General features: G+C 38.4%; 20 protein-coding genes. 8 read left to right on the forward strand and 12 right to left on the reverse strand.

The window, feature by feature from the left end; translation table 11 throughout:
- Positions 1-116: 116 nt before the first annotated feature.
- On the forward strand, positions 117-935 hold the full coding sequence (locus LEP1GSC199_RS14095; protein WP_002986286.1) for an arylamine N-acetyltransferase family protein: 819 nt from the start codon (positions 117-119) through the stop codon (positions 933-935).
- Positions 936-990: 55 nt separating this feature from the next.
- A complete protein-coding gene (locus LEP1GSC199_RS14100) occupies positions 991-1,356 on the forward strand; it encodes a DUF4180 domain-containing protein (protein WP_002986369.1) in 366 nt (121 codons plus the stop codon).
- A 62-nt stretch (positions 1,357-1,418) separates the two neighbouring features.
- On the opposite strand, the gene LEP1GSC199_RS14105 is transcribed toward LEP1GSC199_RS14100, so the two are convergent.
- Entirely contained in the window at positions 1,419-1,934 is a 516-nt protein-coding gene (locus LEP1GSC199_RS14105; RefSeq protein WP_002986474.1) for an SRPBCC family protein, read from the reverse strand.
- A complete protein-coding gene (locus LEP1GSC199_RS14110; RefSeq protein ID WP_002986229.1) occupies positions 1,915-2,274 on the reverse strand; it encodes an ArsR/SmtB family transcription factor in 360 nt (119 codons plus the stop codon). The genes LEP1GSC199_RS14105 and LEP1GSC199_RS14110 overlap by 20 nt, the downstream gene beginning before the upstream one ends.
- Positions 2,275-2,627: 353 nt before the next feature.
- Here LEP1GSC199_RS14110 and LEP1GSC199_RS14120 point away from each other — a divergent pair, with 353 nt between their 5' ends.
- Positions 2,628-3,179, forward strand: a complete 552-nt coding sequence (locus LEP1GSC199_RS14120) for a hypothetical protein (protein ID WP_157356636.1) — start codon at positions 2,628-2,630, stop codon at positions 3,177-3,179.
- A 50-nt stretch (positions 3,180-3,229) separates the two neighbouring features.
- Here LEP1GSC199_RS14120 and LEP1GSC199_RS14125 read toward each other — a convergent pair whose 3' ends face one another.
- On the reverse strand, positions 3,230-3,775 hold the full coding sequence (locus LEP1GSC199_RS14125) for a YcxB family protein (protein ID WP_002986605.1): 546 nt from the start codon (positions 3,773-3,775) through the stop codon (positions 3,230-3,232).
- Positions 3,776-4,121: 346 nt separating this feature from the next.
- Here LEP1GSC199_RS14125 and LEP1GSC199_RS14130 point away from each other — a divergent pair, with 346 nt between their 5' ends.
- The gene (locus tag LEP1GSC199_RS14130) at positions 4,122-4,961 is read left to right on the forward strand and encodes a hypothetical protein (protein ID WP_002986289.1); all 840 of its coding nucleotides are present in this window, start codon (positions 4,122-4,124) and stop codon (positions 4,959-4,961) included.
- A 42-nt stretch (positions 4,962-5,003) separates the two neighbouring features.
- Here the strand turns inward: LEP1GSC199_RS14130 and LEP1GSC199_RS14135 are convergent, their stop codons facing one another.
- From LEP1GSC199_RS14135 to LEP1GSC199_RS14145, 3 genes are all read right to left on the reverse strand, one after another.
- Positions 5,004-6,275: an adenylate/guanylate cyclase domain-containing protein gene (locus tag LEP1GSC199_RS14135; RefSeq protein ID WP_002986522.1), complete on the reverse strand. Its 1,272-nt coding sequence runs from the start codon at positions 6,273-6,275 to the stop codon at positions 5,004-5,006.
- A 100-nt stretch (positions 6,276-6,375) separates the two neighbouring features.
- Positions 6,376-7,587: an NADP-dependent isocitrate dehydrogenase gene (locus LEP1GSC199_RS14140; protein WP_002986217.1), complete on the reverse strand. Its 1,212-nt coding sequence runs from the start codon at positions 7,585-7,587 to the stop codon at positions 6,376-6,378.
- Positions 7,588-7,633: 46 nt separating this feature from the next.
- On the reverse strand, positions 7,634-8,251 hold the full coding sequence (locus tag LEP1GSC199_RS14145; RefSeq protein WP_002986387.1) for a hypothetical protein: 618 nt from the start codon (positions 8,249-8,251) through the stop codon (positions 7,634-7,636).
- Between the two features lie 27 nt (positions 8,252-8,278).
- Between LEP1GSC199_RS14145 and LEP1GSC199_RS14150 the strand changes: the two genes are divergently transcribed.
- A complete protein-coding gene (locus LEP1GSC199_RS14150) occupies positions 8,279-8,653 on the forward strand; it encodes an LIC_13246 family protein (protein ID WP_039926920.1) in 375 nt (124 codons plus the stop codon).
- Between the two features lie 56 nt (positions 8,654-8,709).
- Positions 8,710-9,744 carry a hypothetical protein gene (locus LEP1GSC199_RS14155; RefSeq protein WP_002986458.1) on the forward strand — a complete coding sequence of 345 codons (1,035 nt, stop codon included), beginning with the start codon at positions 8,710-8,712 and terminating at the stop codon, positions 9,742-9,744.
- Between the two features lie 75 nt (positions 9,745-9,819).
- On the opposite strand, the gene LEP1GSC199_RS14160 is transcribed toward LEP1GSC199_RS14155, so the two are convergent.
- A complete protein-coding gene (locus tag LEP1GSC199_RS14160) occupies positions 9,820-10,767 on the reverse strand; it encodes an MBL fold metallo-hydrolase (protein WP_002986596.1) in 948 nt (315 codons plus the stop codon).
- Between the two features lie 48 nt (positions 10,768-10,815).
- On the opposite strand from LEP1GSC199_RS14160, the gene trmB reads away from it, so the two are divergent.
- Complete coding sequence (gene trmB / locus LEP1GSC199_RS14165) at positions 10,816-11,475, forward strand: tRNA (guanine(46)-N(7))-methyltransferase TrmB (protein ID WP_002986310.1); 660 nt, start codon at positions 10,816-10,818, stop codon at positions 11,473-11,475.
- Positions 11,476-11,584: 109 nt separating this feature from the next.
- Here the strand turns inward: trmB and LEP1GSC199_RS14170 are convergent, their stop codons facing one another.
- From LEP1GSC199_RS14170 to rsgA, 4 genes are all read right to left on the reverse strand, one after another.
- Entirely contained in the window at positions 11,585-15,184 is a 3,600-nt protein-coding gene (locus LEP1GSC199_RS14170; protein WP_002986366.1) for a tetratricopeptide repeat protein, read from the reverse strand.
- A complete protein-coding gene (locus LEP1GSC199_RS14175) occupies positions 15,181-16,794 on the reverse strand; it encodes an LIC10124 family lipoprotein (RefSeq protein ID WP_002986537.1) in 1,614 nt (537 codons plus the stop codon). Before LEP1GSC199_RS14175 ends, LEP1GSC199_RS14170 begins: the two co-directional genes overlap by 4 nt.
- The gene (locus tag LEP1GSC199_RS14180; protein ID WP_039926923.1) at positions 16,791-17,762 is read right to left on the reverse strand and encodes a FecR family protein; all 972 of its coding nucleotides are present in this window, start codon (positions 17,760-17,762) and stop codon (positions 16,791-16,793) included. The genes LEP1GSC199_RS14175 and LEP1GSC199_RS14180 overlap by 4 nt, the downstream gene beginning before the upstream one ends.
- A gap of 65 nt (positions 17,763-17,827) precedes the next feature.
- Positions 17,828-18,781, reverse strand: a complete 954-nt coding sequence (gene rsgA / locus LEP1GSC199_RS14185; RefSeq protein ID WP_002986447.1) for a ribosome small subunit-dependent GTPase A — start codon at positions 18,779-18,781, stop codon at positions 17,828-17,830.
- A 49-nt stretch (positions 18,782-18,830) separates the two neighbouring features.
- Here rsgA and LEP1GSC199_RS14190 point away from each other — a divergent pair, with 49 nt between their 5' ends.
- The gene (locus tag LEP1GSC199_RS14190; RefSeq protein WP_002986599.1) at positions 18,831-20,657 is read left to right on the forward strand and encodes a sensor histidine kinase; all 1,827 of its coding nucleotides are present in this window, start codon (positions 18,831-18,833) and stop codon (positions 20,655-20,657) included.
- Here the strand turns inward: LEP1GSC199_RS14190 and LEP1GSC199_RS14195 are convergent.
- Positions 20,654-21,742 carry an acyl-CoA desaturase gene (locus LEP1GSC199_RS14195; protein ID WP_002986241.1) on the reverse strand — a complete coding sequence of 363 codons (1,089 nt, stop codon included), beginning with the start codon at positions 21,740-21,742 and terminating at the stop codon, positions 20,654-20,656. The genes LEP1GSC199_RS14190 and LEP1GSC199_RS14195 overlap by 4 nt on opposite strands.
- Positions 21,743-21,772 lie beyond the last annotated feature (30 nt).

Here is a 21,772-nt window from a genome sequence, read left to right on the forward strand (position 1 = left end):
ATATTCACTATCTATAATTTTTCTAGATTGAATTTTCGGCAAGCAACAGTTATGTGACCTGCTAAGAAGTTTCATATATTTTGAATTAGAATTATAAAATATTTAGGATTTGATTTTTGAATGATAAGCTATTTTTAGATAAGTATTTTGATAGAATTGGGTATGAGGGTACATGGATTCCTTCCCTTGATTTGCTGAACAAAATTACTTTTTCACACGTGCAAAACATACCCTTTGAGAACTTAGATATTTTGTTAGGTAAAAGGATTGATATTAGTTTAGATTCAATTTTTGAAAAATTAATTATTCAGCGTCGTGGAGGGTATTGTTTTGAGCAAAATGGACTTCTCTTGTATGTTTTAAAAAAATTAGGATTTGAAGTATCTCCTATCAGTGCTAGGGTTCGCTTAGATAAATCTAGAGATTACACTCCTCCTCGAACACATGTTTTTCTTCGTGTAGAACTTAATGGGCTTTCATGGTTAACTGATGTTGGAGTTGGAGGAGTATCCTTAACATCAGCTATTCAATTAATACCAAATATTGAACAAAAAACAAATCACGAAACAAGACGAATTCTTTCTGAAAATAATAAATTTTATCATCAAGTTTTTTTCCCCAGTGGCTGGATTGATGTCTGTGAATTTACACTTGAAGAAATGCCTGAAATTGATCGTGAACTAGCAAATTGGTTCACAAGTGCTCATCCAAAATCACATTTTAAAGATCGTTTAATAGTTGCACAAGCTGGAGATGATGGAAAAAGACAAACACTTGTAAACAGAGAATTCTCGGAACGTGATAAAAATGGCGTAGCCCATAAATCAATAATCAATTCACCGGAGGAATTATTAGTTATTCTTAAAGAAAAATTTAATCTTATATTTCCAGTAGGAACTGAGTTCAAAACTCCTGGTTTGCAGTGGGATAAATAATTTTACAAAATAGAAGACTACACTTAAGAAACTCGAAACGTCGCATAGCAACCCAATGAACATTCGTAAAACACAAAAAAATAATATAACTATCGCCCTAGTCGAATCTGACAAACCAGTTTTCACGTGCGCATCCTCGGCCCTTGACTTTTTTGCCACAATCCAATACGATTCGCAGTGTGAACGTTTTGTTCTGAAACAATCCCATTTCCCCGAAAGTTTCTTTGATCTAAAAACTGGACTTGCGGGAGAGGTATTACAAAAAATTGTGAACTACCGAATGAAACTCGCCATCGTTGGTGATTTTTCGATTTATTCCAGTAAAAGTTTAAAGGATTTCATTTATGAAATGAACAAAGGAAAGGATGTTTTTTTTCTGAGTTCAAAAGAGGAAGCAATCGATCGCCTAAGTAATGTTTAGCGAATTTAAAAAAATAAAATACCCATACCCTAGCTGGAAAGCAAAAGGTATGGATACAATTTCTAAGTGATCTTTAACAATAAATTGTCTAATTCCAAGTAACATTCTGCCATACCTTCGGCTGCGCCGGATTCAACCATCATCTTGCACACTTCGGCGGAACCATATCTACATAGGTGTGTCATAAGCGTCTTATCACCTTCGGTAGTGAAGGTCCGTGACTCGAATGTGGCAGCCGGATCTTCGGGAGCATTCGGATCGAAGGTTGACATGTCCATAATGTAATTTTCGGTATTGGCAAGTTTTTCCGGTACAACCACCTCTTTAAATGTCCCATAAACCCCGGATTTGTTTCCCTTTGTATCCATATAAAGATACAGGTATTTGCCACCAACCTTTAGATTTTGTTCACAAGTTTCAAGAACCATACCTTCAGGACCAATCAGCCACCTTTTCATTAACTCAGGTTTGGTGTGACAGTCAAATACCAATTCCCTCGGTGCAGAGAAATACCTTGTAAACACAACCTCAGTTTCGCCTCGAAGTTCCATCTTCACTTCATTTTTTTCGGATTTCATTTTGTCTCTCTCCCTTTGTTTGTATTGTTTGTAATTCTTCCAATAGTCCATCTAACACCTGATATCGTTTTTCCCACATCTGGCGGTATTTTTCGATCCAGTCCATTGCAGTTTTTAGTGGTGTTGTTTCCAGTCGGCGGGGCCTTTCCTGTGCTCGAATGGTTGTGGAAACAAGTCCGGCTTGTTCCAAAACTTTGAGGTGTTTGGAAATAGCGGGCTGGCTCATTCGAAACGGTTTGGCAAGTTCCATGACCGTTAAGTCGCTTTTCGCAAGGCGCATGAGAATCGCTCTACGCGTGGGGTCAGCGAGGGCAGAGAATGTGGCATCGAGTGTTTTCATAACTAATTGGTTATATAAACTATTAGATATATAAACGATAAATGTCAAACCTATTTTGCAGAAAATTTATTAGTTCAGGAAGATTCTTTTTTTGTTCTGGGCAAATTCAGTTTCTTGGGATACCATCAACCGATCAGAAATTCGGTGAAAAAAAGGAATTGTGCAAGATATTAGGAAATCTATTTCGAAACCTAATCTGTGTACTAAAAAGGAGGGTAGTAATTTTGAAGCCTCATTGGAAAATAAATAACCCATTTACGATAGGATTTTCGATTCTCTTCTGTTTAATTACTACCTGTGGAAGTAAGTGTGGGGATCCAGAGTCGACATCACAAGAACTCTTGTTCCTACTATTGAAAGAACGTGAAATGTCCTATGAAAGACTTCGAAACTCCTATGAGCCAAATCATTCAAAAGGATCTGCTTTTTGTATCGATGTACCAAATCAAAACTATTTGATTCCTGGACTGAATACAGAAAATCGAATGATCAGCGGAATTTATCCCTGTGACGATGTTGATTATTTTAAGGTGAATTTTAAAAACCAAAAGTTTGCATTGGATTACCGAGCCGAAGCAGCAAATTGGTTCCATATTCTTTTGGAAAATTCAAATGAGGTTATTTTTGATTCCAGAAATCCAGCCATTACAAATTCTTTCATTGATTCCAATGACGTTAATAACATAGAATATGACAAGACTACTTACCCTCATAGAAAAATCATTTTAACCAATCTCGATTCAGTTTATATTAAAATTATTCAGAATGAAGGATATCAATGCCAAAATGATCCAGCGAATCCATATTTTATAGATTTAAATAGCAAAAGTCCAAATGTTTCAGATCTTCCGCGTGCTCTAGGCGTAATTGAATTCACTGGAGAATTTTTACCTTGCCCCCATTGATAAAGCAATTTTGGCCAAAAAATCAATGTTATGTTTTTCAAAAGGATCGTTCAGATAGATAATTTAGAAGTGGCTTTTATCTTTTCATTTTTCTCCATCAGAAAGTCAACAATCGCCTTACTTTCGATTGGTGAAGAAAAAATTCGATTTGGCAAAATCAACGCTTGGATGTTGGAGATGTAAATATAAATAGCCTCCGTTCCAATAGACAATCTTTCCAGATTTTCATAAGGAATTTTTGATTCTATATTTTTGTATTGGGTCAAAATATACAAATCTTCAAACTGAATGGTTAACTCAGATTCGATAAACTCTTTTCCTGCCGTATAGAATTTATTAAAGTATTTGATGAGCCTTCGTTTTCTCGTGAATCGAAGATAAACATAATAAAGAATGTTTAGAAACAAATATACGATTGCAAAACTATTGATTTCTTCGGGAAATGTCGTAAGGAAAATCACAACAGAGATAATCGTAGTAATGAATAAAAAAATCTCTGGATAATATTTCTGGTATTTACTGCCATAAAAATGGTGATGGTGTAAGGAAAAGTTGGACTGATCTTCCAATTTTTGGATATATTTTATCTCATTCATTTTTAATTCCTATTCGCACCCAATTTTTACACCTAACGCAAAATATCCCAATACTCGTCAAATCACTTCTGTTCCAGAAGCAGCTTCAAAAACGGGAAACCATTATTATAGAAAAGATCTAATTAAGAGAATATGCCGTCTGCTACGAAAATAGTTATGTAGAAAAACCAAGTTACTATATTCTGAACTACTAAGTCTAACAAAAAATATTTTTGCATTCTCTAATAAATAAATTGATGTTAGCTTTTAATCTAAAATATTAAAATATCGAATCATTTAATTTCTTATCGACAATTTTTTTTCTCCCTTTAAAATCCTTCGTTACCTTGCAATTGGAGAACTATAGATGCTAAGAATCTTGTTCCTTTTTCTAATGATTATGATTTCCTTTTTCCCAATCTTAGCGGAAGAAAAACCAACTCCCCCTGGTCCTCCCAAAGAAGGATACTATATCGTTACTTATAAAAACTACGGGGTCAATTTAGAAATCAATGTGAATGGATATGATGTTCGAGATGGATCTTCTAATGAAGACTCCTCTGGTCAAGCGGATATCAACTACTGGATCCTGCCTGAGAAAAACAAAATCAAGATCCGACTGTCCGAACGAAAGGGCAAACAAAAAGAAAATTATGGACTTTCCAAAGAAGCAGAAGTCAAATTATTCATAGGTCAAAAAGGGCAATTCCCGGATGAAGGAATTTTATTACAAAGTTTTCAATGGCCAACTTCCACCAAAGATAGTTTAGGTGAATGGACCGATATAGAATTTAATCCACCATTTGTTCCGCCAAGCCGATTGTGGAAACAAGCAGAAATCATTACTCTTACCAAAGAAAAAGAATCCTCAATCGTTGAATTTGCAAAAGAATTCACAAAGATTCTTAACACAAAAGATACAAAGAAGATCCTTTTTTGGATTCAATTTCGTGCAAAGGACACATCCGAAGTTCGTTATTATCCTTATGTAGAAGTAGACGAACTCAAATCCATAGCCGGTATGACAAAGGCCATTGGATCCAATTGGAAACTCGAAGAAAGGAATATAAAATTTACCTTACTTTGTAACAACCAAATTCTAAGTGTAACCAATCAGAAAGGAGAGCCCATCATTACTTCTAAAAAAGGAGCATCCATCCCGCTTTATCTAAGTTGGATCGGTGGTCAGTGGGTAATTGTTCGTTAGTCCATAGATAAAATATCTTAATTTGAAAACCATTTTTCCAACCTAATATTTTTTCTTCACTCGTTCCGAAATGGCAAAAATTTTCTGTGGAGAACCAATTCCTTTGAGTTTGTGTTCTCCCAGTTCTTCCCAACGAACAGGGATTTGGTTGGCTAAATTTTCAGATGCCAACACAGCTTTTTCTAATTCACCGCACATACCGGCAATCCGACTGGTTAGGTTGACGGCCTCCCCAATCACAGTAAAATCCAGTCTCTCCGTGGAACCAATATTTCCATAAAGGATTTCTCCGGAATGTAAACCCACACCGTGATGAATCGGAAGTTTTGTCTCTTTTTCTCTTGTTTGGTTATGACGGAATAAGTTTTCACCTAACTTTCTTACAGCGAGAAGAGCTTTTTTCCCAACAACGGTTTTATTAGTTTCTGTATAGGGGAATACTGCTAAAATTCCATCACCCAATAGTTTTAAAACTTCGCCGCCATGGGCTTCAATGAGTGGAATTGCCAAACCAAAATAGTCATTTAACAACTGTATAACTTCTGATGGTGATAGTTTTTCACTCATACCAGAATAATTTCGAATGTCAGAAAACCAAATTACTGATTGAATTTTATCCAATTCTCCCAAATAGATTTTACCCGAATACACCGTAGATCCAGTTCTTTTACCCAGATAAATACTGAGTAAAGATTCCGTAAGTTCTGACTGGATGAATGTCCACCATTTGAGGGCCACCATATTCAATGCTTTTGTAAGAAAGTCCAATTCCACTTCAGTAAATCCATCTGGTTTTGCTGTGAGTAAACTTAAGAAAGCATAACTATTTCCTTTTTGAATCACAGGTATGGCAAAGTAACCCGTCCCTCCTATGGGAGCCAATTCCTCTAAAATAGGGTAAGGATACTCTCCTTTAAAACCTTCCGTAAAACGATAGTAATAGGTTTTATTTGTAGTGAGTACATATTGTATGGGGCTTGCAGCAAATTGTGTCGATTGTATCGAACCTAATCGAAATTTAGTTTCCCGTATAAAGGCATCGGGAAATTCAAACCACCTACCAGAATGAAAGAGAGGATTTGCTTGAAGATCAAAAAGTTCCTTTTGACTTTTGGGAGCCCAGAGGTAGGCCAAAGTTTCCACTTGTGGGTGTAGGGTGCGGGTCCCCATATTCCCTCGAATGATTTGAAAACCTAATGTTTGTAAGTATTCAATAAAAGAATGAAATAGTAATGAAGGTGAATCTATTTTGGGAATTTCACCTAAATACCAATCCATAAATGAATCTAATAGCGATTTTGGAACATTCGACATGGATTTTTAATAGAATTGGAGAAGTAAAGAAAGGCAAGGAATTATTAAAAAGAAAAACATCACACCCTGCCAAACGACAGGGTGCACAAGGGATACAAACTTATTTCAGTTTGGAATCCAAGCGTTTTTGTACAGCTTCCATAAATTGGAAGGTATCCAATTCTGTTTTTTTCGCAGCTGTTGAAAGAGAAAGTAAGTCTTTTGTCATCTCACCACCTTCAATGGTTTCAATGATCGCTTCTTCCAATTTCAAAGCGAAGTTCACTACATCTGGAGTTCCGTCAAGTTCCCCACGTTTCGCAATAGCTCCGGTCCATGCAAAGATAGACGCTACAGAGTTTGTCGAAGTAGTTTCCCCTTTTTGGTATTTACGGTAGTGGCGAGTCACAGTTCCGTGTGCCGCTTCATACTCATACTTTCCATCGGGTGATACTAAAACAGAAGTCATAAGACCAAGGGAACCAAAACCAGAAGCAACCATATCACTCATAACGTCTCCGTCGTAGTTCATAAGGGCCCAAAGTTGTCCACCTTCGTTTTTCATGATCTGTGCTACTGCATCATCAATGAGGTAATAACTATAAGTAATACCTGCAGCTTTCATAGCAGCGTCTTGTTCTTTTGCCATATTATCAAAGATATCACGGAAACGAGCATGGTATTTTTTAGAGATCGTATCTTTTGTAGCAAACCAGATGCTGATTTTTTCAGACAAAGCATAAGTAAAACATGCCTTAGCAAAAGATTTGATGGATTCATCTAAGTTGTGCATAGCAAGAGCAACACCTGCACCTTTGAATTCATTCACGAGTAGTCTTTGTTTTTCTTTTCCAGAAGCATCCGTATAAACTAGTTCTACTTTTCCTGGGCCATCAACTAGGATTTCCACATCGCGGTAAATATCACCATAAGCATGTCTTCCAATCGCAATTGGTTTTTTCCAAGAGTTAACAGCTGCTGGAATATTTTTGATGATGATAGGTTTACGAAAAACTGTTCCATCTAGGATGGCGCGAATAGTTCCGTTAGGTGATTTCCATTCTTGTTTTAAGTTATATTCTTTTACACGGTCTGCGTTTGGAGTGATGGTGGCACATTTAACACCGACGCCATGTTTTTTGATCGCATTAGCAGAATCTACAGTGACTTGGTCATCTGTTTTATCACGGTATTCAACACCTAAGTCATAATATTCTAACGTGATGTCTAAATAAGGGTAGATGAAACGATCTTTAATTTCTTTCCAGATAATTCTTGTCATTTCATCGCCGTCTAACTCAACAAGCGGTGTTTTTACTTTAATTTTTCCCATTGATTTCTCCTAAACTCGGTATATTTTTGATTCGTTTAAAATACTGTTATGTTGGATTTTCCATGTACAAATTCCATAGATAGTGACAAAATTCCGTAGAATTATTGATCGCTCCTGAAATGGTATGAATTCCTGTAAGGGATGTATATCTTTTTCTATAGGCATCACGATCTGAAATTTCGGAAAGTTTGGATTCCAATCGAATAAGAACCTCTTTCCAAGATTCACACTGTTCCTTAACCAAAGGGTCTTTGGCTTTGATCCGAAGGTCTTCGGCTTTTGTGATCTGGATTTCCCAAAAATGGGAGGGGAAAGCCGGTGGCCTGTACCTGTCCCGAATGGCTTCCAAATCTTTTTCTATGTCTTGGTCTTTGAATGTGGTAAAAAAGAAAAATCCGCTAATGCGTAATGAGATTGGTAAGTAAAAACTAAAAGTGCGATCATAAGAGACCATCTGTTGGAGAGTCCATTGGGGTGATTTCCCATGCGGTCTTTTTTCAGAAAAGGACTTTGTATCCAAAGTAGCCAATTCATCAAAACAGTATTGAGCAAACCGGAGTTTCTCTTTCCAGAATATTTCTAAAATCTCCGTTACCATATCCGTTTCGTTCATCCTGGATAGGGGAAAGTATTTTTCAAGTGAGAATCCTTTTTTAAGAACCAAAGTCCAATCTCTTCTACCCCCACTAGTATGAAAGAAACCGAAGTTTCCTGGCGCGAGCTGATGACAAAAAAAGAAGAATTCTTACATATCTTACGAATTCTGAACCACTACTACGAAATGCGAGGCGAAACCAAGTCCAAACAGTTTGCCTTCCGTCGTACTTTAGCTGATTCTTCCCCTGAATCGGTTCAAATTTTTTTCTCTCAAATCGGAACCTTTGAATACCAGGTGGCCTGCCGCATCCTACCAGAAGAGCAGATAGAATCCTGGATTCATATCGATGGTATCGCCGAAGAAAGAGAACGGCTCGGACAAATTGGCAATACGGAACACCCTGTCTTTTCCCTCGTTTGTCTGGGAGATTTATTTGCCTTGGCTCTTCCCAGTAACGTTTCCATTTAAAGGAAAACCCGAAGAAAAATCTTGATTCTTTTTCGAATAACAGTTAGGATTTGCCGGTGTTTCGGCAATTCTTTCGATTCGTTTGGCTTTGGCTTTTTTTTACAACACTGACAACAGAGAACCTCCTCGCCCAAGATTTCAAAACCCAACATTTCCCCGACGAAGGTTATCTACAGGCTTGGAACTTTACCTTCCGTAACGAAAAATACAATTTGTTTGCTACCTTCCTTGTTAGCAATTTTGGGCCTGGATCACATAACAACGGTATATCGCTACTTTTAAAACCTAAAGACCAACCTGTGTTTTATTCCACTCGTGAATTCGATGCTGATGAATATGAATCCAAAAAAGGCCAGTTCTACCAAAAAAGTGGGGAGAACTGGATGGAATTTAAAAACGGAATTTATTCCTTCTATATGAACTATGGGGACTGGGAAATTAAGTTAGACTACAAACCAAGGAGAGGTTCTGTTCCTATCTCCAAAGGAAGATATCCATTAAAAGATGATGGAAAATTTGTCCAAGCCGACATTCCCTTTTCCTTCTCCCAAGTAACAGGAACCATTCGATACAAAGAAATTACTGAAGTGATCAAAGGTGTTGGTGGATTAGAACATATCCTATCGAACGAAGCAGTGTACCAATATTCCAAAAAATGGGAATTGGTTAGATCCATTACAAAAGATGGACATCGAATCTTTACAGGAGGATTTATTGGTAATACCGATTTCCCCGGTGCTTTTTTTCGCAGAGTTGCCGTATTAGATAACTCAGGTCATTTAGTGTTAGAAGGGACCGTAGAACGAGCCGAAGTTTTGGATTGGGAAAAAGAACCTACATCTGGTTATACGATTCCTAAAACAGAAGTTTTATATTTCAACGAAGGAAAATGTTCTCTACATGTCAAACGAACACGTCCGATTGCAACTATGAGCGCACTAGAAAACATCTCTTCGTTTTTACGATTTTTTATCCAACTGTTCTTTGCCAAACCATACCAAATCCATTGGTATGCAGACCTGAAACTGGATTGCCCCGATTGGTCAGGTGAGGCAAAAGGATACCACTCCAATTATCTAATCAACGAATGATTGAATCAATAATCATCAAACAATGGATGCAAACAATCTAGGTTCTAGTTCTATACAGTAGAAGGATTTGATTTTCTAAAGGATAAACTTTTGTCCCTCATGTGCAATATGGATCTGCATACCACCCGGTTTCATTAACCTGGCTTCATCTAAAATAATACGTGCCACTTCATGATCTGTATGGTCTGGCTCATGATGAGTAAGGACAACAGAACGAATCTCCATCATTTCCGCAAACTCTACTGCTTTACTTACAGCAGTATGACCCCAACCTATTTTTTTTTCCGCCTCAGCAGTGCTATACTGTGCATCAATGATGATAAGATCTGCTCCCGCAATTTGAGGTTTCATTTTGATTAGGTGTTCGCGGTCTTCTTCTCGATATTCTACATCCGTACAAAAAAGGAAAATTTTATTTCCTTCTCGAATTCGGTATCCCGTACAAGATCCAGGATGGCGCAGTCCAAAAGGAATGATTTTAAGACCACCTAACATATAGGATTCGAATTCTTTCCAAAGATGAAATTGTTTTTTCGATGCCATTTGTTGGAAAGTTATGGGGAAGTTTTCGGGATGTTGTTGGCGGATAAGCCTTTCTTCTAAATTTTCAATACATGAGTAAAAATGAATATTACAAGAAGGAGAATAACCAGGTTTAAAAAAAGGCCAACCTTGGATATGGTCCCAATGAGTATGAGAAACAAGGATATGGATGTCCATTTCTTCTCCGCTAAACGCTTGCGGAGCCATTTGGTTGCCAAGGACACGTAGCCCCGTCCCCATATCTAAAATGACTTTTTCACCCCCATCTCCTTCAATGAACACACAAGTGGTGTTTCCGCCTAAATCTTGAGAAAGGGGGATGGGCAAATGATTTAAAAATTCCTCTTCTGAGAATCCGGCCGGATCCTTTCGCCACTCTTCTTTGGCCATTTGGAGAATCTTTAAAGTTTTCTCCCTTTGTTCTGGTTTAGAAATCGGTGTGGGAAGAGAACCTCGAACACCAAAAAGAGTTATTTTCATCTAGTTCCTTTTAAAAATCCTGACAATACATCATCGGAAGGAATGCAATTGTTAGTTAACCCGGAAATCCAAGAAAAACTTTGGAAGTTTACTACCAAGACTTCCTATCAATCAGACTATCTCCTGCAACCTAAAGATCGGGGGGAAAAAATCGATCTAAAAAAATCTTTCCCGGAAGAGATCCAAAACTTTGTTTTAGAACTTGGATCTGGTTGGGGTGAAGTTGCCATCGAATTGGCAAATAACGACCGCCAAACAGGTTACCTACTGATGGAAAAGAAGGTGAACCGAATTGTCCACACCGAAAAACAACGAAAAACACTCGGCCTAGAAAATATTCGCTATATGACCGTTAACTTCCAGTGGTTCTTCGATGAGTTACTCGAGAAAGAAATTTTTGACACAATCATCATCAACTTCCCAGACCCTTGGCCAAAGAAAAAACACCGTAAAAACAGGCTTATGCAAGCCGATATGCTCAAACAAATTTATGACCTGTTAAAACCGGGGGGAAAGTTGTTATTTGCAACCGACTACGGCCCTTACGCAAGACGAACCATTTCCCTATTTCGAAAATTTCCCAAGTTTGTTTGGGAAGAGAAAGAATACGAGTTTGAAAGACCTGGTTTCCCTGTTTCTTTTTTCGAGACCGAAAAAAGAAATGAAGGGAAACGAATTTATTATCTAAATAGAACGAAACAAAATTAAACCATTCAGGTAAGATCCAAAGTTTCTTACCTAAAAAATCTAATACCGAAAGATTGTCCTTTTAATGGACCTCACTACAGATAGTTTTCTTCTCTTTAGGCTCTTCTGATTAATCTACAGTGACAGTACTGATCCTAAGGCCATCCCGGTCTCCTTTCCATGGAACAGGAGTTTTCTCCCTGCCTTTGATTAAGAGTAATTCTTTAGATCTACCTTCTACCACAAGCCCATCCAAAGGATAATAAAAATCTCCTTCTATGGAATACGAATCTTTCCACTTAGAGCCACCTTTCCAAAGATAGGCGGTATCTTCTGTATTGATCAGTAAAGACTCTGGATTTTTGACAACCGACCGAATGGTATCAGTATTACCCAAGGAATACAACTTTGCTTTTTCGGTTCCTTGATAGATTTGATTTCCTAACTGAATCAAACAAGAATCTTCCAAACATCCTAGGATCAGAGCCGATTCTTTTGTATCTTTTTTGACAACAGGATTTGATATCTTTTTGTCTTTATCGGAATTGGAACTAGAACCTATAGCAAAAACTTGGATTTGGAATTCTTTCTTTAAATCGCGAAGGACAAAAAGTTTTCCTTCCGATGTGTGAGAAAAACTTAAAAAATCGTTTCCATTCCACTCTTCCTCAATTTCTAAATTGGGGTTAGTTCTTACAATCTTACGATCGTTCCCTTTTTCTTTTTCCAGAAGAAGTAAAAATCCATTCCCTTCGGCAGAACCTTGTTTGACTTTCCAACCCACAAGAATTTGTTTTTTGAAACTCATTTTTCCCGATTCAGGATAAATCTTTGTCGCAGAATCATTGGAAATTCCCACAAGTTCTTTTCCGGCAACTAACAGTTGGTAAGGAGTGGAAGTGTATTGTTTCCAAACAAGTTCCTTGGTGATTCTATCATAACCAACGAGCGCTGTTCCGTAATTGACGATGATTCGATTGGGATACACAATCGGTGTAGAAACTGGCGTTCCCGAAAGATTGAGATCGGTCACATGGAGTGGTTCATCGTCCATTGCATCGGAAGGAAGAAGTCTTGCGTATTTGGTTTCGCCATATTCACGTAAGATTTTTTCTTTTACATGGTTCCGTTTGGTTTTGACCTTATCGGAGGGAGATTGTTTTTGTTTGGCATCCAAAATTCGAAACTGTGCAAACAATGCTTCCGCAGAAGGTTCTTCTTTCAGAACCCGATCAATGATCTTCTCTGCTTCTTCTAATTTGTTTTCTTTGAAGTAGATATATGCTAATTGGATCTCACCATCCATAAAATCAGGATCTGATTTACGAATGGATTCCAAAATAGTTTTTGATTCTTTAGTCAAATCTTCGTTAAAATAAGCTATGGCTAAGTTATAAGAAGAAAGGCCAAATTCAGAATCCTTCACACGCGCTTTTTCAAACTCGCGTTTCGCATTTTCCATTTGGTTTAGTTTATAAAATGCTAAACCTTTTGCCACATTACTCGGAGCAAAATTCGGATTCACCAAAATAGAACGATCAAATTCCCCAATTGCCCCCTCGTAATTTTTCCTTTTCATGGTCACAAGACCTAACATGTAGTAGGCGTAATAGGAATCAGGTTTTTCTCTTAAAATATCGTAGAATCCGTCTTCGGCTCTTTTGAGTTCCCCTTTTTTATAATAAAAAGAGTAAATCCCTTCCTTAAATGAAATCGCATTTTCTTTGTTGGAGCGAACGGCATTTTCCAAAATAGAAATGCCTTTTTCTTCCTCACCTTTCTCGATATAACATTCTGCAATTTTTACAAGAAGGGAAGCTTTAGGAACTCTATCGTATGCCTTCTGGTAAGGAGTTACCGCTTCAATGTATTTTTTACGATTGAATAGAGAGTTACCTTCTTTGACAAAAGGCAGGATTTCCGCAAAACGAGAGTTCTCCGCCACCGTCTTTTCTGTTTCGAGCAGTTCTGGAATGTCCTTGGTATACTTTTTGGACTTTTGAATGAATTCATTGGCACGAGTATAGTTTTCTTTCGAATTTTCCTCTACAGCTCGTTTGTAATACAAACTTCCCAAACGGTAATCCACAGCATCATTGTTTGGGAATTTTTTCTTCAGTCCCATATAAATGGATTCTGCTTCTTCCCATTTACTAGCATCTTCTGCAATACGACCCAAAGTGATGGCACTAAAAGGATCTGTAGCAGAAAGAATTTCTAGTTTTTTGATGTATTCTTTTTCTTTTTTGGATTCACCCGTTTTTGCATACACACGAGCAAGGCCTTGTAAGGCACCAGGATTTGTGGCATCCATACGATAGGCTTCTAAATAGGAGCTTTCTGATTTTTTGTATTCCCCAAAAGCAAAGTAAGCTCGACCAAACGCATTTTGTGCTGCTGGGTTTTCTGGGTTCACACCCATTGCTTTTCCGTATTCATCAAAGGCCTGTTTACGTTTTCCTTGGCGTAGGTATGCGTCACCATCAGCGATAAACTTTTGTGATTCTGCGAGTATCTTTGCTTTGCGAATTTCCTCTTTTTTTGCCTTAGGATGAGACTCTGCTTTTTTTAATACATCTAGTGCTTCGTCAAAACGACCCGAATCAATCAGCACATAGGCTAAGTTGAGTTTCGGTTCAAAAAAATTGGGATCCCAAGTGGATGCATCTTGGAAACTAAGAGTGGCTTTCTTAGTTTCTCCCCATTTCCATTCACATATCCCTTGTTTGTTGCGAATCTCTGCGTTTTTAGGAATTTTCCCGCCGGCTTGTTTGGAAGTTTTTAAACAATCGGAATAGTTATGAGTTTGAATGTAAACATTACACAACCCGACATAGGCGTTGGGATTTGTGTCAGAGAGTGAAATGGATTTTTTGAAACTCTCTTCACTTTCTTTGAGTTTTCCACCCAATAACTGAGCATTTCCCAGAAAAGACCAAACAGAACCATTTTGTGGCTGTAACTCGGTGGCTTTTTTGAATTCAGAAGTTGCTTCTGCGTAATTCTTTTTTGCTAAAAAGTCATTCCCGCGTTGGATGAGAGATGCAATCTTAGTGGAAAGTTTTGCATCTTTGGCTGTTTTTAATTCTGGATTGAGCTTTTCCGCTTTTGCGAAGTAAGCTTCCGCTTCCTCATATCTTTTTAGTTCTAAACAAAGGTCCCCCAATTGGTTTAACAATTCGATAGGGTAAGGAAATTCCGTTTTAGTTTCCAAGGACTTTAGAACCACAAGGCTTTCTTGGTAACGAACCAAGTTTTTTAAAAGTAGGCCCGTTTTATAAGTATAGATGGTTTCTTCTGGTTTTAGTTGGCTTAGAGTTTGGTAAGTAGAAAGTGCTTCTTCATTTTCTCCCAAAGTGGATTGAACCGTTCCAAGTCCAATGAGGAGTTTTTCATTTTTGGGTTCTAAGTTTTTGCCTTTTTCATAAGCAAGTTTTGCGTTTTCATAATCTCCTAACTGGTAATAGGAAGATCCAAGCAGAGAATAACCATCAATCAGTTCAAAAGTTTGGATGGAAGTCTTTGCTTTTTCTAACGCAACATCTATGTTTCCTTTTTGAAATTCATTACTTCCTTCTGCGACAAGTTCCCTTGCTTCTTCAATTTTTTGGCGATCCGATACATCGGATTTTTCAACCACGGAATCCTTTACGGAAACGGGTTTGAAGTCACGAGATTGGCAGCCGACAAAAAGAACGACGGTAAAAATTAAAAAACTAAGTTGTCTCATTTTTGGAGCCTTTCCTCAAACTTAACCATATCAGGATATCGTATTTTTAAACCTCGAAGAGGTGTGCCCGTTATAGGCGCGTTATGTGGAGTCAAAACTCCCAAATTCCAAAAAGTTTCGAAATTCCATGGAAGTTCTTCCACGGTTTTATTTCCCAAAGACAACCGAATCATCTTCTTTTCAATGTCGGTAGAAAGTTTGATACTTCTGCCTTTGAGTTCATCCTCTTTATTCCAACGATACGAAGAACGAACAGGGGCTTCTTTTTCTTCCGCAGAAAACTTGATGATATGGAAGTCTGTTTTATCGACATAGATAAGAATGGCATTTTGATTGTGATCAGTAAAAGAAAGGCCAACCGCCCCATTCAAATCTTTCACAAGGTCTAACACAAGCTCAGCTTCTAGATAATCAGGAATGAGGTCTTCTGAATACACTCCATACCAGCCGGTAGGAAGGTCTTTGTTTTTGGCAAAGGTAAGTTTGCCAGGGAATGTGGCCGAAAAATTGGGAGAAGCCGATGTTAGGTTCCAAAATTCTTCTGATTCCCAGCCAACTCCATCCTCAAGAGAGATGGGTAAAGCAATGGACGTGATTTGTTTTGGTCTAATTTTGATCCCCGCCTTTGCATATTCAAAGTGAGAATCTTTTTGAGTGCGGATGAACTGGATCGGATAACTTCCGTAAGGAACACCCGATTCCGCATATTGAGTTTTTCCTTTTTTCTGACCATCCACAACGATATCAAGACCTGCAGGAAAACTAGAAATGACAATGGTTCCTTGCGAAATATCATCACTCCATTCTTGGAACACACGAGTGGTTTTCCCTGCTCGAATTAAGATGTTTCGTTTGACTGGATCTTTGCCCGGTTTTGCAAAGGAAAGGGTATGTTTGCCATTGATGAGTGGATAGGAAAGTAAAGGAGCTTTCCCCACTTCCACACCGTCCAAATAAATTGTGGTTCCGGGTGAGGTGGAAAACACCGAAGCATTTCCTCGCAAAGAGGAGGTAAAATAATTACGTAATTCATCATCCGATGGAGAAGAAACTTCTGCAAAATAAGCAGGAACACTTCCAGTCAATGGTTGGAGTTGTCTTTTGCCATGGAAAACATCAAATGATTTTAAAGATTTAACAACAGGTTCTTTTTCTTCTTGGTATACAAAAATCGCCTTTCCAAAGTTTTGCGACAAAACTGGATCTTTGTATTGGACTTCAATCGAATGTCTTTCGGCATTGCGAGTAAGCGAGAGTTCCAATACCAAATCTAAGTCGGAAACTTCGTTAAATTTTGTATCTGGATCTTTGGGAGCTTTTTTATATAACCCGAGTTTGTTGTGTGGGAAGAGGACTTTCTCTTCGAGTAATAACAGATCAGATTTAGAAAACCCCTCTGGAACTTGTTTCCAGAGGAGTGAAAAATGAGGAGTGGATTTATTTACCAGTCGTTCTTTGTAATCTCTGCCCGAAGGAAGGGGTTCCGACTCACCCGGTTCAGGAGTGATGAACTTAGGTTTTGTAAAACTTCGATTTAAAGTTTCGATCTTTGTGACCGAAGAACAATAACCGACTAAAAAACAAAGGACCGGTAAATAAACATATCTCATTTCGTCTTATCAAAACTCTCTTTCGGTGCTAATTTTAGGGAATCTTTCTGAACATCTTTTTTGATGTATTTTGAATCTTCGATGGACTTCGCAGTTGTGATGACTTCGTCTGATTTCGATTTAGTGATCTCACGATTTTTAGCTGCTTTTTCTAATTCTTCTACAGAAGATCCAATGTTTAGTTTTTGTAGTTCTTCGTTGTTGGTTCTTAGCTCATTTGCAAGAGACTCAAACTGTAACATCTTAGTATTTTCAAAAGCCAACATCTCTTTCATCTCTGTCAAAGATTGTTTGTCCATTGGTTTGATCATTTTATCAGAAATTTTAGTATCATTCCCGACTTCAGCTGTTTTCTGTTTGTCGACAACGATTTCGTTTTCTGAGTTTGCTTTACGGATCGCAACCGCACCATCAAGGACCGTGTATTTCACGACACAGTTTCCAGAACCACAAGCTACGTTTCCACCTTTAGCTGATGGATTTTCCACATTGGTTAGGAAGATCGTTCCACGTACACCCGCAATGGAAGTAGGAGTGACTACACTGAAAGATTCTGTTTTTCTTTCTTTGCGAAGAACAGTCACTAGTTTTCCGTATTGCATGTTCACTTCTGTTGCACGCGAACCGTCGTTTGCTGCAAACGCTTGGCTTACGCTAAGAGAAGTATTTTTGTTTAATTTCAAAACTCCGTCTTCACCGACAAGGATTTCCACAGAACCGTTTTGGCCGGTAACGATGGTATCTTTGGAAGTTAAAACATCACCCAAATTAGGTTTCACTTGTCCACTTTCGCGGATCACAACGACATCACCTTTTACAAAGGCAACGACGACGTTACTTTCTTGTTGGGACTTGTCTGTAACATTTGTTACAGTTTCCTTGGAATCTTTTTGGCAAGCAACGAAAAATATGGCAAAAACTGCCACAAATCCCAATACTGACAACCGATTGATGATAACACGTTTCATATTCCTTCCTCCAGAAATAACATTCTAATCATAGATAACAACTGAGGGCTTGGCAACTCTTTTCCCTAATGCCTTTTTGTGACAGATTTTGCCCAATGGTCTCGTCTTGTCACCCTGTGGGGGTTTTCTAGACTCTCGATCATGGACTCTAAACTTTTTTTTCGGGTTTCATCCATGGAATCGTTTAGGTATTTTCGCATAGAACATTCAGAACCCAGTTCACAGCAATAAGTTTCCTTACATGTTTCTTTAATCTTTCGTAATTCGGGAAAACTTTCCCAAAGTTCCACTGGTGTCATGTGTAGGATACCCCATTCTTTAACACCTGGGGAATCGATAAGAACAGTATTTCCTTCCAAAAACAGAGCAAAGGAATTGGTGGTGGTATGTTTTCCTTTTTTGGTGGACCCACTGACTAGGTTTGTTCTTTGGACTGTCTTCTTATGGAGATGATTCATGAGTGTGGACTTCCCTACTCCTGAATTTCCGCAAAGGAAAGTTCGTTTCCCGCGAATCCTCTCCCATAAAGGTAGGATAGATTCTTCCGAAAGAAGAGAGACAGTCATCACCTCATAACCTAACTCACGATAGTAAACTTCGCGTTCTTCGATTTCTTCCTCGGAGATGAGATCTTTTTTTGTAAAAATAATAAGAGGGGGAATTTGGGTATGGTAAGCGGCCGCAAGTAACCGATCGATAAATCCGGGTTTTGTTTCTGGATCTTTACAAGAAGCAAGGATGGCCAATTGGTCCAAGTTAGCACATAACACGTGACTATCGCCCCTATCACTCTTTCTTGTTAGGTAGTTCTTTCTTTCCATTCGTTCCGAGATGATCCATTCTTCCCCGGAAGTTTTTTCGGCAAGGACCATATCTCCGACAACAAAAGGATGGCGCTCTCCAGAATCCTTTAACCTCAGTTTGCCCTTAAGAACAGCGCGGGCATAACTTGTTCCTTCTGAATAAATTTCGTAATAGGCCCCGAAGATACGAGCGATTGTAAATAGTTCTTTACCCAAGTGGATTCTTCATTAAAATAATCTAGTTCTTACATTCTATACAGATGACATGCAAACACAAGTTTTCTTTCCTTTTGGAATCATAATCCTTTCCTCTTTTGGCTGGTTTGTATTTGCTTATGCCTTAAGCAGCGCAGATTCCACAAAACCCTTCTCCCTTTTTGCATTTGCCTTAGGTCTTTTGACAGTTTCCCTTTTGTATTTTTTAAGGCGAAAAACAGAATCACAAACCACAGAAAAACCAAAAAAACGTGATGAACTCGTCCAAAACCTGTTTGCCTTAGAAAAATTCAAAGAAGAACTCATATCCTTCAATGACCCAGACCAAATCAGCGAAACCATAAGCCAATTTCTTGCCTCAAAGATCCCAGCTGACTTTGTACAAGTTTACACTTGGGACGAAAGAGAGGGACAGTTTCGACCAAGGCCCTTTTTGGAATCACGAGACCAAAAGTTTTCGGAACTACCATCGATTCCTGTGTTTAATCCTTTTTTACTTTGGCTTTCCGAAAGAGAAGGAATTCATGTCAAAGAAAACTTCCTTCAGTTTGCCTCTCCCAACCACGAAAAAATAGCCAAACAAGCATTAGATTTTTTCAAAGAAACCAAATCAGAGTTAGTGGCCACACTTTCGATTAAGTCAAGCCTTGTTGGGTTTATCCTTCTTGGAAAACACAAAGAAGGAAAAATCTACGATATAGAAGAAATCGAAATTATTTTAGAGATCCTAGCAGTATCTCTCATGTCGCTTTCCAATTCTATGATTTACCAACAGTTGTTAAATCTCACAGAGACCTTGGAAGCGAAAGTGCGAGAAAGAACCAAAGAATTAGAAGAAACCCAAGCCCATCTTGTGCAATCTGAAAAGATGGCTTCGCTTGGTGTGATGGTAGCAGGCATTGCTCACGAAATCAATACACCAGCAGCAGTCATCAACGGGGCCGCTGACAACTTGGATGCAAACTTAGTGTTTGTTTTGTCTCACCTTGGGGACATTTCTTACCTCATCCAAAATCCCGACTTTCGTTCCATTTACTTAGACATTCTCTTTAGTTTTGTAAAAGAAGATCCCGCAGCAAAAATTGATCCCAAAGATAAATTTAAATTAAAAAAAGAAACCAAGTTTCGATTCATCCAAGATGGAATTCCAGAAAATGATGCCTCGGATCTATCCACATTTCTTATCGATCATCATCTTTTGCATATGCAAGAAGAACTCTTGCGGATTTGGAAAACGGGTGGGAAAGAAACATTCGAGATGTTAAAGAATACTTTAAGCCTGCAAAGGAATATCAAAAATATCAAATATGCGATTCGTAATATTGTTCGTATTGTCAAAGCACTGAAGTATTATTCTCACTTGGGGCAGGCATCCTATGCTGAATCCGACCTACACGAAGGTTTGGAAAACACACTTGTGATTATGCAAAACCAAATCAAACATGGAGTGGAAATTGAAAGGGTTTACGGAAGTATTCCACCAGTTCGTTGCAATATTGACGAACTAAACCAGGTGTGGACAAACCTCATCACCAATGCCATCCATGCGATGAAAAAAATAGAACATCCAAAACTGACTATATCTTCCAGAAGAGTTGGGGAAGATTATGTACTCATCAGTTTTGAAGACAATGGGTCGGGAATTCCCACTGAGATCAAAGATAAAATCTGGGATCCATTTTTTACCACAAAAGACCAAGGAGAAGGAACAGGACTTGGTCTTGGGATTGTGAAAGGGATTATCGAAAAACACAAAGGTAGGATTGAAGTGGAATCAGCTCCAGGACGAACTTTGTTTATGGTGTATCTACCGTTAGTTGGCCCTGGAGACGTCCCCAGTATCCCGAAAGAAATGTTCCGGGAAATTCGAGGTTAAGAGAAAAGTGGCTGGCCGAGAAGTTTTTCCCAACTTGCTTTAGTTTGTTCAAAGTTCTTGCGTAAAACTCCGGCTTCTCTTTCATCTGAAGTTTGTTTTGCCTGTTTCCATTTTTGAAATTCTTGCAGGGCAGATTCACGTAAACTTGCGAGTTGCTCTTCCCAATGACGAAGTTTTTCCTCATTTGCATTCGCATACTTATGAAGTGTTTCTTTTTCTTTCAAAAACATAGTTTTTTGTAAGATTTTTTCTTCGGAAACGTTTTTTAAGTTATACGTAAGACCCAAATACGAAAGTCCCCTGATCATCCATTTGGATGGATCATAATCAAACCAACGAATTCCGTTCCGATAGTCGGATTGGAACTCATGGTGGAAATTATGGAAACCTTCACCAAACGTAAAAAAGGCGATGATCCAATTATCGCGAGCCGTTTGTTCTTTAGAAAAAGTTCGTTCTCCCCAAACATGGCAAGCACTGTTGATAAAAAATGTGAACTGATGGACAACAAAAAGCCGGAGGAACCCTGCTACAAAAAATCCTTCTAAAAACGAACCCCATAACATCGTGATAAGGCCCGGAAGGATAAAACACATAAAGATAGCAATGGAATAAAAATGTTTATGTTGCCAAAACACTAGCGGATCGTTTACTAAATCTTGCACCCCGTGTTGGACATACTTTCTTTTGCGAAACAACCAACCAATATGAGCAAACCAAAATCCTTTTTTAATGGAATAAGGGTCTTTATCAGTATCTACAAATCGATGGTGGAGGCGGTGGTCTTCACTCCATTCGAGAGCAGTTGATTGGAAAGCAGCAGCTCCAAAAAGGAGTAACCAAAGTTTGACGGGGAATTTTGCTTCATAGGCTTTATGAGAGAAAAGTCTGTGATACCCAACTGTGATTCCCATTCCCGTTGCAAAAAAATAAAACACAAATAAGGCCCAAGTGCCGAGATGGATGGTATCATAAAGATAGAAGTAAAGAGTTCCAAAAATCCCCACCAAAGGAGATATGAGTAAAAATAGAGTCGTAACCCAATCGATGGGTTCTTCCGTTTTGATTTCAGCTTGTGTCGTCATAGAGATTTCCTGTTTCATGGAATGAGAGTC

Origin of the sequence: Leptospira vanthielii serovar Holland str. Waz Holland = ATCC 700522, assembly GCF_000332455.1 — a bacterium.
Taxonomy (GTDB): domain Bacteria; phylum Spirochaetota; class Leptospiria; order Leptospirales; family Leptospiraceae; genus Leptospira_A; species Leptospira_A vanthielii.